This window comes from Flavobacterium sp. (genome assembly GCF_965277525.1).
In the GTDB taxonomy this organism is placed as follows: Bacteria; Bacteroidota; Bacteroidia; order Flavobacteriales; family Flavobacteriaceae; genus Flavobacterium.
This window is the reverse complement of sequence record NZ_CBDIDC010000011.1, coordinates 254,728-269,724: the sequence shown is the minus strand read 5'-3', so window position 1 is coordinate 269,724 and position 14,997 is coordinate 254,728. Positions and strand designations below refer to the sequence as shown.

7 protein-coding genes are annotated in these 14,997 nt (G+C 36.6%); all 7 read right to left on the bottom strand.

Annotated features, from left to right (window positions below):
• Position 1: 1 nt before the first annotated feature.
• A complete protein-coding gene (locus ACQY44_RS22005) occupies positions 2 to 1,972 on the bottom strand; it encodes a RagB/SusD family nutrient uptake outer membrane protein (protein ID WP_428232421.1) in 1,971 nt (656 codons plus the stop codon).
• Between the two features lie 18 nt (positions 1,973 to 1,990).
• A complete protein-coding gene (locus ACQY44_RS22000) occupies positions 1,991 to 5,386 on the bottom strand; it encodes a SusC/RagA family TonB-linked outer membrane protein (protein WP_428232420.1) in 3,396 nt (1,131 codons plus the stop codon).
• A 652-nt stretch (positions 5,387 to 6,038) separates the two neighbouring features.
• Entirely contained in the window at positions 6,039 to 6,818 is a 780-nt protein-coding gene (locus ACQY44_RS21995; RefSeq protein WP_428232419.1) for a rhamnogalacturonan acetylesterase, read from the bottom strand.
• An 11-nt stretch (positions 6,819 to 6,829) separates the two neighbouring features.
• On the bottom strand, positions 6,830 to 7,816 hold the full coding sequence (locus tag ACQY44_RS21990; protein ID WP_428232418.1) for a pectinesterase family protein: 987 nt from the start codon (positions 7,814 to 7,816) through the stop codon (positions 6,830 to 6,832).
• Between the two features lie 28 nt (positions 7,817 to 7,844).
• Positions 7,845 to 9,866, bottom strand: coding sequence for an aceric acid hydrolase (locus ACQY44_RS21985; protein ID WP_428232417.1), 2,022 nt, complete (start codon positions 9,864 to 9,866; stop codon positions 7,845 to 7,847).
• Positions 9,867 to 10,055: 189 nt separating this feature from the next.
• Positions 10,056 to 12,503: a pectate lyase family protein gene (locus tag ACQY44_RS21980; protein ID WP_428232416.1), complete on the bottom strand. Its 2,448-nt coding sequence runs from the start codon at positions 12,501 to 12,503 to the stop codon at positions 10,056 to 10,058.
• A 6-nt stretch (positions 12,504 to 12,509) separates the two neighbouring features.
• Positions 12,510 to 14,777, bottom strand: coding sequence for a DUF5703 domain-containing protein (locus ACQY44_RS21975; protein WP_428232415.1), 2,268 nt, complete (start codon positions 14,775 to 14,777; stop codon positions 12,510 to 12,512).
• Positions 14,778 to 14,997 lie beyond the last annotated feature (220 nt).

Sequence of the window (14,997 nt, the reverse complement as noted above, 5' to 3'; positions counted from 1 at the left end):
TTTATTCTTGATAATTTAATGTTCCTGCCCCACCAGAAATATCATTCCATCCCAGAGTTTGTAATAACCATGGATTTTGAGTCAAAGCCGTTGTATTAAGTCCCATTATATAATAGTTTGGATTAAATTTAATTTTAACTGCAGCTCCGTTAAAATTATCCATAGGTGTAATTAAAGTGGTACGAATAAAGTTATTGTTATAGAAAGTTGCCAAAGCCGTCAATTGAGTATTGAAATTAGCAGCGTCAGGATCAGCTACAACTGCTGCACGTGCTGCTGTTAAAGGATCTGTTGTGATAGCAGCTGTATTTTTGTATTGTAAATAATTTCCTGTACGTTGTGTACCATTAATAGGCGCTAAACCTAATTTACTAACAGTACCTCCAGTAATACCTGAAAGTGTAGCATTATCATAAAGCATCCAACGCTGAACATCCCAATAACGTTTTCCTTCGTAAGCTAATTCGACTCTACGCTCATATAATACGGCTTCGATCGCAGCATATTTATCAGATAATGTTCCTATTCCGTAATTATTTGCAGAAGGAATACCCACGCGGTTTCTAATTCTGCCCAGATAGGCTACAGCATTTCCTGTTTGTCCAAGTGCTGCATAACATTCCGCAATATTCAATAATAACTCCGCATAACGGTATTCAAAAATATCAGTTCCTGAATATTGATAATTTGATGTATTGCTAGCCGCTGTATTAGTCATTTTTCGAACAAATGCAGTGCTTGAAGCAGCACTATTTCCATCCGCATAACCAATTTTACCTGAAGCATCTAACCAGCGATACGCCCAAAGATTAGGGTTAACATTTTCTTTATATCCCCATTTAACTCCTGAAAAAGCAAATGTTCTGTAAAACCTTGGATCACGATTTACGAAGAACGTAAAATCATTGTATCCGTTAGCTGCAGTAGGTCTTCTGCCGTCTGCCATTGGAAATAAATCAATCATCTCTTTAGGTGCAGGCGTACCACCACTAACTCCGCCCTGACTTGCCAAACGAATTCCTTTTTCCCACGAATTATTTATAGCTGTTGAGGTAATACCCATCCCGCATAGTTGCACCGTGATGGCTTCTGAACAAAAACTATTATCGATCAAAAACATGGATTCCCATTGTTTTGCTGAGTTTCCGTATAATCCGTAACCATCTGCCGTTAGCTGAGCTTCTGCCGCTAATCCGGCTTTCAAGGCTGCATCCCAACGCTCATTAGATCCATCCCAGTTTTTATTAAACAATGGACTTGCAAAAGTTAATAATACACGAGATTTTTGTGCCAGAGCAGCTCCTCTTGTAAAACGTCCGTAAGCACCAGGCCATTCTTTAGGCAATAAACTTGCCGCCATGTCTAGATCTTTTACGATTTGATCTACTACTTCAGAAACTTTTGCTCTTGGAAGCTGAATAGCCGGATTGTCTGCAGCTGCAGCCTGAACAGTTATTGCAAGGGGAACCGGGCCGTAAGTACGCATTAAATCATAATACTGCATCGCTCTCATATAATACATTTGTCCTTTTGCCTGATCACGAAATGTTTTATCAAGACTGGCTCCTTTTACATCAATATCCTCCAGTAAATTATTACACTCTCTGATTCTGTTATAGGGCGAGTTCACAATACCCGTTCCGATTTTCGCACCATAATAGGCACTGGCATCAGCTGAATTTACAAAAGTTTTACCCGGATTAATTAAATCCTGTGTCCCTCCTAATTCTTCAGTCATCTTGGTGTAGGTATCCGTATATGAACCCACTACAGCAGCTGTTGGTGATTTATAAGCGTTATAAAAATCGTAATACTGATTGTCTACATAATTTTGTACACGTTCCTGAGTCTGATAGAAAGTATCATCATAAGAACCGTAATTTTTCTTGTCTTCCAGAAAATTATCACTACACGAAACACTTAAAACAAGCAAAAGTGATAAAGTTATATATCTATTAATTTTTGTTTTCATAATTGTTATCAATTTGAATTAGAATGATAAGTTAAAATTAAGCGCCCATGTTCTCATAGTAGGATAACCTACTGAAGAATTGTCATACATATTGCGATAATGATCCGGATAAGGATTGTATAAATCCCAAAGGTTGTTACCTGTTAAACCTAATGTTATACCTGATATTTTAGTATCTGCGAAAACCTTTTTAGGAATATCATACCCTATAGATAATTGTCTGACAAAACAACGGAAAGTATTTAGTTGCCAAAAATCAGAAGGACTTGATATATTAGCCCATTGTGCCATACTAGGATATTTTCCGTTTGGATTATCTGCTCCGTACATATCATTCCAGAAAGTTTCATGTGCCCACATATTGGAAGCTGAAGAAGTTCCCTGATTTACCAGATCAACAAAAGTAGCTCCTCCCCACGAAGTTGAGATTTGCGTTCTTAAATAAAACCCATTCGCTTTAATACCTAAATTGGTTGTAAACCCGTATGTTCTGCTACTATTGGCCAACTTTACATAATCATTATCTTTCATGATCTGACCGTCAGGTGCACCTAAAGTTCCATCCGGATTAATATTTCCTGCAACGTCTCTGTAAGCCAAAGAACCTTTTCCAATCAGTGCAGGATTATTGATACCTAAATAGTTTGGTGTACCACCTACTGCAGTTGCGTGATCCGTTAAATATTGCCAATAATTGGCGATATCTGCATCTGTACGCAAAATACCATCACCTGTAGATGTTCCTTTCCAGGTTTCAAATCCCCAAACCGGATTAAATCCTATTGATTGTCCTACTCTTGTTGCATTATTAGACGGAAGCACATTTCCCTGATCCGGATATTTCTTTACTTCATTATTGGCATAACTAAAATTCACGCCAATATTATAACTAACCTTGCTGTTTATTTTATCACTCCAGTTCAGACTAAACTCAGACCCCCAGGCATCAACAGCCCCATAATTTTGTTCTGCAAATGCTCCTCCAATAGAAATTGGTACTCCGGTAGCACTACTCATATCTGTTAACATATTTGTTGTTCTGTCATAATAGAAATCAGCTGTAAACTGCAATCTGTTTTTGAAAACATTCAAATCAATACCAATATTATTTTTTAAGGTTGAATCCCATACTGCATCTCTGTTTGGAGTTACTCTTGGAGTTAAACCTGTCGCATTTTCCCCTCCTTTACTTCCAAATTGAAAGCCTTTATCTACAATAACATCATATAATTGAACCCATTTCCAGGCCTGAAGATTGTCTTTTCCGGTTTTACCAATCGAATAACGGATTTTAAAGAAATCAACCCATGATACATTTTTTGCAAACCAATCTTCTTTAGACACTACCCAACCCACTTGCATTGATGGAAAATATCCCCAATAATGTTCCGGTGCAAACTTTGTAGAGGCATCACTACGGAAAAGGAATTGTAACAAATATTTTGATTTATAACTATAGTTAATACGTCCAAAATAAGAAAGTGTTCCTCCTTCGGTTTTAGTTGCAAAGCTATTACCCGCATTTAATGTTCCTGCTGTAGCAGAGCTTCCTAGATAATCTTTACCTGTTGTTTCATAAGCTAGGCGAGTACTTGTAATATATTGCTCAGATGCTTCGCCACCAAACATTGCACCAATCTGGTGGTCTCCAAAAGTTCTGTCGTAGTTTATTAAGAAGTCTCCTTGTGTACTTTTACTGTCGTTATTATTGTAATAAACCCTGGAATTTTTATTGTTAGTTTCTAATATATAATCTAAAGTACCTGTTACAGGGTTCTTAGTGACAAAACTTGGATAAGCTGCACTGGCAAGATGATGATCCGCTAATTGATAATTTGTAATTCGCGCCAAATCATATGGCAATTGAATTTGTTCCGTATAACTGGAACTTTGTGTTCTTGAAAAAGTTCCTTTTATAGATAATCCTTTTATAGCAGCTACTTTATAATTCAAAGATGCATTAACAGTATAAGAGTTATCATCACTTATTTGATGTGAACCATTATTCAAATTCGCAAAATAATTCCATCCCGCAATTGTAGTATTGGCATTGGCACTTCCTAAATTTTTATTTGCATTAGGAAATGGGGATAAATAATAATTTTTTCCGTCTACTGTTGTTTCCCATGGCACATGTTGTGGCATGTGTAATAAAAATCCATAATCTGCCTGTTCTCCACCAGAAGTAGATCCAAAACTTCCATCGCTAATATTGGCCGATGCCTTGGTAAAAGACTTATCAATTGTACCGGAAGTTCCGGAAACAGAAGCAGATAATTCTAAATTTTTGGCAATTTTGGCATTAATTCCTGTGCGGAAATTCCATTTGTCATATTTTTGATACCCTAAATTGGCATCCTGAGTAAAATAAGTTGCCCCGGCAAAATAGGTAATATCCTCATTACCTCCACTTACGTTAAAGGAATGTTTTTGTTGAGTAGCTGGTTTCCAGGCCTCTTTTAGCCAGTCATAATCCAAGCCCTTCATTTGTTCTAATTCTGCTGCAGAATACAATTTAGCCAGATCAACGACAGCAGGTGCAATTGCTTGTGAACTAAAATATCTATTACTAAAAACACCAAATTCATAAGCATTCATTACTTTACTATGGCTCACAGCATCATTTACGGCAAATTGACTGTTATATGTAAACTTTGCTTTTCCTGCTTTTCCTCTTTTGGTTTTTACTACAATAGCACCTTGTGAAGCACGAGCTCCATAAATTGCAGCTGACCCATCTTTAAGGACAGTAATACTTTCTACCTCTGAAGGATCTAATCTGTTGAATTGCTCTAAGGTTGGTTTACCATTCGATGGATCAAGCTGAATCATATCATCAATGATTACTAAAGGTATGGTTGAATTTCCGTCTTTAGAAAAACCAAACGATTGACGAATCTGAATACTACCAGCATCTCCGGGACGTCCTGAACCACTTGTAACGGCAACTCCGGGAACCAATCCTTTTAAAGCGTCAGATAAATTAGTGACCGGCAAATCCATTAAATCATCCGGTTTAATCGTAGCAATAGCTCCTGTAAGTTCTTTTTTCTTCTGTGTACCATAACCTACTACCACAATATTATCCAATTGATTGGAATCTTCAGTTAATTTCGCATTCAAAATGTTGCGCCCGTTTACTGGTATTTCAGATTTTTTCATTCCAATGAAAGAAAAAACTAAGGTAGCCCCACTTTTTACTTTGATTGTATACTGCCCGTTAAAATCGGTAGTCACTGTATTTTTTGTAGATTTCTCCGTTACGTTAACTCCGGGTAACTGTCCGGCTAAATTATCAGTAACGGTTCCTGTTACAGTTACAATAGTTTGAGTAGTTGAGTTTTGAGCATAACTCAGCACAGTCATTAATGTAAACAAAAGAAAACTACATCTCTTTATAAGTGCTTGTTTCATAAATGTTTTTTTGGTTAGGTTAGTAATTGTTAAGTGTTAGTCATGTTTAATCTGTTTTGATTTAATAAACAAAATCTAAAAGAAAACTTAAAGCGTTTATTAAATGTTTAAAACACATTTATTAATATTGATCCAAAAATATAACGATTGCGTATTACAACCGTCCTGTGCTATCCTGTTTCAATAGTATTATCCTAAAAAATTACACTTAAAAAAACAATATTAATAAAAAAAAGAAAAAAACAATAGGGGTATCAAAAAATATGAGGGAATTGTTTGACTATACTCCAATACAAAAACATCTTTTATATAAAAAGAAGAAAAAAAATCAATAAAAGTAATTGTATGCTGTTTAATTCGTAAAATTCATGAAGTTGTATATTGATACAGAATTAATTAAACATTAGATTTCTATCCTATTCATTTCATTTTTCATGTAAAAACTACACTTATAAATAACTAAAAACTTACAGTATCCCTGAAAAGGAAAGAAAAAAACTTACCCTGCTTATTGTAAAAAAAAATATTTTTTTTAAACGTAAATTCTGACCAATTAAATTTTTATTCTGATAGTCTTAACAAAAACCCTGATTTTGTTTAAGTATTGAAAGAAATAAGGATTTAAAAAAAGAAAAAAATTAGTTGAAAATTATTATTTCTTCATGGCATTAAAAACTAATCTTGCCACTTCGATACCACCTGCAGTTTGAAAATGGGTGTTATCTTTTTGTCCGTCAGGATAACCCGGATAAGTTCCAGCCTCAAAATTCATGAAGTACTTTGTTGTGACAAAATCCTGTCCTTTAGAAGAGAAAAACTCCATAGACAATTCATTCAAATCTATCACTTTTACGTTCAACTCTTTTGCCACATCTTTTACCGCTTGAGGATATTCGCCATGAACGTTTGTTAACTTACCGTCTTTCCAGGGGTAGTTTCTGGCAACGGGAGTCATTAATATTGGTGTTGCGCCTTTTTCTCTGGTTTGATTGATAAAAAGACGTAAAAATTCTTTATAACCTTCGATATTTACATAACGTTCTGTTTTTTCTACCGAGGCATCATTATGACCAAACTGTATCATTACGATATCACCTTTCTGCAGTGCATTGTACACTGCTGCCCATCGTCCTTCCTGAAAAAAGGTTCTGGTGCTTCTGCCTCCTTTGGCCCTGTCGTCAATTTTTACTTCAGTGGCATTTCCTAAAATAGTTGCGACCAGTTTCAAACTGTCTTTCTGAAAAAAGGACTGAAACATTTGGCCCCAGCCTACCTGAGGAAACTTCTTCGTTTGATAATCCTTTTCAAGCGAATAATCAGCAACTGTAGAATCTCCTATTAAATAAATAGTTGTTGTTTTGGATTTAAAACTAAAGGCGCTCATTATTAAAATTGAACCTATTGCAATAACACCGATTTTGAAACTTTTCATGATTATCAATTTTATTTATTCGGATTCCATCCATTCAAAACTAAATCCATCTTATATTTTGTAATATCTGCCTTTTTAAGCTGATGCGACCAAGCCACTCTTTGAAATAATTCTTTGGCTCCCGGCCCCTTACTTCCGTACTCCGCATAATAAGCCGTTTTGTCTTTATCAGGAAATCGGGTATCAACCCACGGATTCCAGCCTTCCGGCGTTATATGTGAACCCATTTCTGTATTGATAAAAACAGTTTGTGCGTAAGGTCTCCAGGGTCTTCCCAGAAAAACTTTATCAACCGTATTGTCTTTTGCTGTAAGTCTGCAATCGGTAAAAACAAAACCATAAGGCTGATCTTTAGGTGTTGAAGCGGCTGTAATATAGGAGTTCGTTAAACTTTCGATAGTACATTTATAAAAATACACTGTTGCAGCCCCAAAAATAAAATCGGTTGTACCGTTTATGAAACAGTTTTCAAAATAGCTGCGCGTATTACCTTCAGATAAATAAAGCGTATCCTGATTTCCTAAAATAGTACAGTTTTTCACTACAACTCTATCACTTTTAATATGCAATGCCACAGCCTGCCCTACTCTTCCTGCTGTATTTTCGACAGTAAGATTTTCGAGTGTACAATCATTTCCCTGAATTAAAAAGGAATAGGAAGTTGAAGTCCCAAATTCCTTCTTGCCTGATGCATCCACTTCTCTAAGAGGTTTTCCCGAGTAATCATCAAAAGAAATAATAGTTTTATCTCTGTCAGTTCCTTTTAATGTAATAAATGTTTTAGAGGCAGCAATAACCAATTTCTCTTTATAAACTCCTGGTTTTATTATTAGGACCACGCGTTTATCCGAATTATCCCTGACATTGTTTACTGCTTCCTGAATCGTTTTAAAATCACCGGATCCATCTTTTGCAACGGTTAATTCGAAACGATTGTCAAGGGTTTGTGCGGATAAAAAAGTGGATGCTAATAAAAATAAGGTTATAATATATTTCATGCTTATGTAATTTAATTGGTTTCGGATTCTAATGCGACATCCAAACGGTCATTTCTCCTTTTCCTTTATTTCCCCATGCAAAATACGGAATTAGTTTTACAGTAAATGATGTTGTGTCTTTTGAAGAGATTGGTTTGTATAACTTTTTATCCCAAGAATGATCTCCGGTAACTGATGAGGTGGCATTGATACTCAATAATTTTCTATTATCCAATTCGATAAAATCTGTAGAAAATTTAGAATTTACATTCAAAATTACATCGTTTACACTTGTATTCGCTGGAAGTTCATTTGATTCTAAACAATACACCAGAGGCCCTCTTTTTACAGCCACCTGATTTTTAACTTCTTCTACTAACGGATTGGCTTCCATCAATTCAACCGGCATTGGAATATTTAGTTCTATTATATCCCCTTTTTTCCATTTACGGTTGACTTTTAAATAAGTACTGGAAATAACTTTATCCTGAATTTTAGAATTGTTTACAGCAACTTCAGCACCATTGCTCCAACCCGGAATTCTTAAAAAGAAACCGTAGAGATCCTTTGGCGCTTTTACAATCTTCAACGTCACTTTTCCATCCCACGGATAATTGGTTTGCTGTTCTATTTCTAATGATTCTCCTCTTAACGTTTTTGTATTTAAAGTATTGCTTCCGTATAAATTTACATTTACACCTTCTTTTGAAAGATTGTAAGCATAATTCCCTACTTCAGCAATAGTTCTCGTGACATTTGGTGCACAGCAATTGGATAATTTAATGTATCCTTCACGCTCATTTCCCCATCTTTGATGAAACGGCAAATCATCAGAAACATTCAAAGGATTGTTATAACAAAACTTATCTCCTTCGAGATTAACACCTGATAAAACGCTGTTGTATAAGGCCAATTCGACAATATCAGCATATTTTGCTTCTCCTGTAATTTGAAGCATTCTCCAGTTCCAAAGCACATTCCCAATATTGGCGCAGGTTTCGGTATGCGCCGTAGCATTTGGCAATTGAAAAGGTCTTCCGTAAGCCTGATGAATTTTCTGAACTACTGTAGGATCATAAGAAGTTCCGTCCGGCGAAACTCCATCGTATAAAGCCCCACAAGCCCCCGTGATATACATTTTTCGGTACGTTACATCATCCCAAATCGATTCGAGATTGTCCAGTAATTTCTTTTCTCCCGTCTCTGCATACAAATCAGCAACTCCGGCATAGAGATAGTTGGCTCTTACGGCATGCCCCATTGCAGTAGTCTGCTGTCTAAACGGAAGTCTGTCCTGATTATCATCAGTTCCGTCGTTTGTGGTTCCTCTAATATCAATCAGATTATTGGCGAGTTCCAGATATTTTGGATTTTTAGTAGTTCGGTACATTTCGACAATTCCCATGTAGTGGGAAGGACAAATAGCATTTCTGGCCAGTTCCGGTGATGCTTTTTTATAAAACTCATACAAATAATCCGCCACTCCTTTTGCGATATTCAGAAAGTTAGTTTTCCCCGTTGCACGATAATGAATACAGGCAGCGGTCATCAAATGTCCCATATTGTATTTCTCGAAACCCAATTGTTTTTTCACTTCTTCCGGGCCTAAAGTTCCCCAGCGTTCGTCGATTAAAACCGGCGTATGAAGGTAACCGTCTTTGCGCTGTACTTTTGCAAAAAGCGCTATCGCTTCATCCATTTGAACATCCAGTTTTTTATCTTTTGTAACGGCATAAGTAGCGGCCATTCCTTCAAAAATCTTATAAAAATCACCATCATGAAAAGAAGGTCCGCTGAATTTTCCTTTCATTAAACCAGCGGCAATTTCGAAGTTTTTATATGCATGCGAAATCGAATCGTTATGATAGAGACGCCACATATAAGGCAAGGTATTTTTGGTTTCTACATCAAATTGTTCTTTCCAGAAACCGTTCGTCCATTTTACATCTTCAAGACCTACACTTTGCAATTTAGAATATGGACTTTGAGAATTGGCTACTAATCCTTTGTTCTGCGCTAAAAAGGAAGTAGAAAAAAGTACTGTCGATAATAGAATTATATGCTTTTTCATTTTGAATATGTTCTTGGTATTGTAGTTTGTAACGCCGATGACACAGATTGCTAATGCAAAACGCGGATTATAACAGATTTTTTATTTAACTGATTTCCTTAATCAATGCGCTGTTTTTTGCCACGAATTGCACTAATTTTTTCGAAATTTAAGATGATTAATTCGTGTAATTCGTGGCAACCTCCTTTTTTATTTCACAAAGAAATTGATCACTCGACTCATTGAATCTCCATCAGCATCTTTTACCGAAATCATGAAGGATGCAAAACCTTTATTGGTTGCCGTAAACTGAACTTCTGTTCCTTTTAAAGTTACTTTTCCATTTTTTACTTCAGAGAAAGTATAGACTGGTTTCTTTTCATATCCTTTGAAATAATCCTGCGCTGAAAAAACAACTTTTCCTCCGGAATTCACAAAATAATGAGGTGTTGCCAGCCAATCTAAATAATTGTCTAATTGCGTAAAGCCATCTTTATCTGTGTCTGAATTGGCATCTGAAAAGTCTCCCGCTTTAGAATTTTCGTTTAAGCCAAATGCTTTTTCCCACCAATTTGGAAGACCGTCATGATCTGTATCAAAATCAGCGGGGCGGGTTTCTGTGGCAAAATTTGGCCATCCACCGGCATCTGCTTCGTTATCGATCATTCCGCCTAAACCGCTTTTGCTGCCCTTATACGTATAAGTTCCTTTTAGAGTTTCCTCTACTATACGGTTATCGTGTTTGTCAAAGAAAGGCTGATTTGCCCCAACATCTGAAAGTACATCTTTATAAGCCGCTCTCGCCGATTGAGTTGTGACAAACGATGGAAAAAATGGTTTGTCGACGAAAGTTTCATAATTAACGATTTCTTTATTTGAAACAGTCTGGATTCTTCCCTTCTCCTGAGATTTCTCATCGAAATAACCCGGCATCAAATTTCCGCTAAAATAATAACGCTGCATTCCTTTTCCAACTCCTTCATGTTGCGCATTTAAGGCAACAAAAATATCCGTTGAAGCTCCCGGTTTGTAAAAATTATTGACAAAATTTACTTCATTTGCCCCTCCATCTGTTGTACGATGTCCCCAGTTGTACACCACATTATTGGTAATATCAACTTTACCGGAATAATAACCATCTCCATTTAAACCTCCGCCAATACTCCAGTTACGACCGTAATTGTGGGCGAGCAAATTGTGATGAAAACTACCAATATCTCCCCCAATTGTTGCTGCAAAACCGTGCATTTTTCCCGCAGGATACTTATCGTGCCCTGCCACATTTAAGGCTTCAGAAATTAAAGTTCTTTGCAACGTAATATGATGTGCTCCACGCGAACTAAACGATTCATCGATTGTCCAGCTAATCGAACAGTGATCTATAATACTGTAATTCGCACCCGTTAATCCCATTCCGTCAAAAGTCGTTCCGCCACCAATTCTAACTTTCAAAAACCGTACGATACCATCATTTCCGGTAAGCCCGATTGGAGCTCTGCTGAGCGTGATTCCTTCTCCGGGAGCCGTTTGTCCTGCAATGGTAATATAAGGCTGGTTGATTACCAATCTCGAAGCCAGTTTAATATTTCCTGATACATTAAAAACAATCGTTCTTGGTCCATTTTCCTGATTTACAGCATCACGTAAGCTTCCCGGGCCATCATCATTCAAATTCGTCACTTCCACTACTCTTCCGCCTCTTCCTCCTACGGCATAACGCCCGTATCCTTCTGCTCCGTGAAAAGCCAGTTGTGCCGGTTTAAACGACCATACATTTCCCAAAGTTACATCGCCTTTGCTGTCTACTTCATCTACACGCCAGTAATACGTTGATCCTGTGTATAAATCAGAAACCGGAAATACCGTTTCTGTTAATTTTCCTTTGTATTCTTTTGAAGATTCTGTGGCAATGGTCACAGCGTTTTTATCTTCTCCAAAATAGAATTTGTGTGCTACGGCATATCTTGGAGCATCCCATTTCAGGACTCTGTTTTTGTCTGCTTCAAAATGTTCATCACCATTTTTGGGTTCCGGAGAACGCGCCTGGTTCATTAAATTTGGCGTATCGATTTCAAAACCATTGATCACAATTTGTTTCACCACATCAGGATTTGCGTTAGGATCTACTTCAAAACGAATGATCACATCTTTAGACTTCTCTGCATTAAAACTAATATACGCCATTGCAGCATCAATCTTTGCATTGGCTCTTTGACTCGCATTGACTGTTTCTGCAAGTTTTCCGTTTACATAGATTTTAATCGGAGAAAAAGTCTTTCCCGTAATCACATCAAAGGCATTATGAAAAGTCAAAAGTGTATGTTTTCCTTCTTTTAATCCGCTAATTTTTAGTTCTAAATTTTCAGCCGTGACCAAACCGTCACTGCCTAACCTGTTATAGAAAGGCGCATTCATGCCTACTTTATACCATTTTGAGGTAAAATTTCCTTTTAGTTTAAAAGTTACATTATTAAAGGATTTCTCTGCTTCTTTCGCATCATTAATTACCCAGGAATCATAATTGGGATCGTGAACTTCCTCTAATCTTCTTTGAAAAAAATCAAAATCGACTTTTACGATTTGTTTTTCAGATTGTGCTTGTCCGTTTGCAGCAAAAAGTAATGCCAAAGCAAAAGAACTAACGAATTTTTGTATCATGTTTTTTTAATTTAATTTTATTTTTTCTTCTACTGATTTGCCCAGCAGATTTATCACATCTTTTTTTCTTTCTTCGGGAATCACTTTTAAACCTTTTAATTTGCCATTTATAAGTTCAGCTTCGACCGTTGTATTTTGCGCCGCATGCAATTTAAAATGGACATTCCAGTCTTTTGGCCAGGCCGGAAAAAGATAAATTTTTCCATTTGATTCCTGTAAAAGCATTTCCTGCATGCCAATCATTCCTGATCCTCCCCAATTATGATCCGGAACCCAATCGAAACCAGGACCCCAAAATGCCGGAAATCTTCGGTCTGAATTGGCCATTTTCAACACATTATATTTGGTTGCTTCATTGGTCAATCCTAATCTTGCAGCAAAAATATTATCTTGTTTCCAACCCACATGACTTCTGAATTTTATTGCATCCGTATCGTATTTCCATGTATTTATGGCCGTTTCTAAATCCGGTTTCCCAACGCCGTAAATTCCCCACGGATACACCGGATACAATTGCGGCACTTCTGAATTATTGATGCGCTCCCATGTTTTTGCCGGAACTAATACTTTATGATGATCAATCTTCCCAAAATTCAAAGGCGGAATTCTGGTTTGAAATCCTTTCAGGTATTCTAAATCTTCTTTTGAAAATTCTTTCTGTGAAAATTTTAATAGCTGTTCTGTAACTACTTGCAGAGCCGAAATCGTACTGTTTGCATTATACGTCATCTTATACGTTTCTGCTGCTGAACCCGGATACAGTACTAAATGACCATTACCATCTAACGCTTTTCTTCCTCTTTGTTTGGCCAGATATTGGTAATGTTCATCAAAAAAACGAAGACAGCTAATGATAAACGAATTGTATTTTTGAATGTCTTCGCCTGCATATTCTTTTTGCTGAAGCATCATTTGGCAAAACTCAAAAACAGTGTCCCATTCGTATTCCAGCCAGGCATTATACTCCATTCCCGGATCGTAATCTGCCGGGCGCTTCCAATCGTACTCCGTAGGATTGGGTAAACCAAAGTTTTCTAACTGTTCTGTAAATGATGCGCCTTTATGTTTCCAATAGACTTTACTTCTTAATTCAGCGTTTTTTTGTAAACTCACGTAATAATCCAACTGCGATTTCATCATGTCAAAATCACCGCTTTTTAGCATCGGAAAATATACCAATCGTTGATTTTGAGCCGTCATCGTTCCTCCGCCCCAATTCCTGAAATCTGGTGTAAAATTCAAATCGGGATTGGTAAAAACAGGATCAACGGTAAAAAGTCCGCCATTGAATTTTGTTGGATATTTTCCGTACGCATTGCAACCTAACATGTAACGAAACAATTGATAATTTTGCCCAATCTGGTAAACAAAATCTTTTGCTGCTGAATTGTCTTTTTGAGTATAAATAAAGCTTCTGTTCCAGAAATTACTCCACCATTTGATCGTATTTTTTTCTGATTGTTTTACAGTATTTTTATTTGCCGAAATTTGATTTTTTAAATCAGTATTCCAAGTCTGAATATCTTTTTGAGTGGTATTTAAATAAAGCTCTAAAGATTGTTTTTTAGATGGTTTAATACTCGAAAGGCTGAATGCCCTGAAATCTGTATTTTGATATATTCCCGTATAAGTTCCATCAGCTTTTAAATTGTTTCCGGTCATGAATCCGCCAAAAGTAAGATTCGCCAAGGGATTCAGCATTTGATCCTTTACCAATTCCATTTTTTGTTGTTTTACGGCAACGTCAAAAACAGTTTGTTCTCGATTTCTGTGGTAGAATTTTACGCCATTATTCTCAAATGAAACAGAATCTTTATAAGTGATAATTTCTCCCTGAGGCGCCCATTTATAAGAATTGGCATTGTTTTCTTTTCCTTTTGAATCTCTGTTTTTATAACGCCAGCTTTCATAAGAAGCGGTCATTTGTAGCGGGTTCTTACTTTCTAAATCCAGATGAATAATGGGTTGAAAAACATCCACCCAAAGTTTGATTTTGGTATTGTTCTGAGCAATCAAAACATAACCGTCTTTCAATACCAATTCCTGACGAAAACCATCGTTATCCTTAAACGGATTTGGTATTAAAGTAACCCTTACACGACCTAATTTCAGTAACGTGTTATGTTCATCGAAAGTTCCGCTGCGCGAAAAATAAAAATACAAATCTCCTTTTTCTACCCAAACATTCAAACCAATATCACCGCCCCCCAAAGGCATCGATTCGGATGCGTTATTGCTTTGCGTATTCCAGATTTGGTTGTAATTATTAAGCACGGGAATTTGCGCTTTAAGGCAAAGCGTGGTGAAGAGAAAAAATATGTAAACAATGTACTTCAAACTTATTATTTTTTTATTTATTCGTCTCGTTTGTCATTTCGAGGAACGAGAAATCTCTATTGCTAGATCGACCAAGATTGCGGAGCCGCTTGCGGAGATTTCTCGTTCCTCGAAATGACAAACTAAGTGTCAAAATCCTAACTTATAACTCCTAACC

Bases quoted from the DNA above. Each gene is read 5' to 3' on its own strand.
- ACQY44_RS21985 (WP_428232417.1), bottom strand. From the start codon at position 9,866: ATGAAAAAGCATATAATTCTATTATCGACAGTACTTTTTTCTACTTCC.
- ACQY44_RS21990 (WP_428232418.1), bottom strand. From the start codon at position 7,816: ATGAAATATATTATAACCTTATTTTTATTAGCATCCACTTTTTTATCC.
- ACQY44_RS22000 (WP_428232420.1), bottom strand. From the start codon at position 5,386: ATGAAACAAGCACTTATAAAGAGATGTAGTTTTCTTTTGTTTACATTA.
- ACQY44_RS21980 (WP_428232416.1), bottom strand. From the start codon at position 12,503: ATGATACAAAAATTCGTTAGTTCTTTTGCTTTGGCATTACTTTTTGCT.
- ACQY44_RS22005 (WP_428232421.1), bottom strand. From the start codon at position 1,972: ATGAAAACAAAAATTAATAGATATATAACTTTATCACTTTTGCTTGTT.
- ACQY44_RS21995 (WP_428232419.1), bottom strand. From the start codon at position 6,818: ATGAAAAGTTTCAAAATCGGTGTTATTGCAATAGGTTCAATTTTAATA.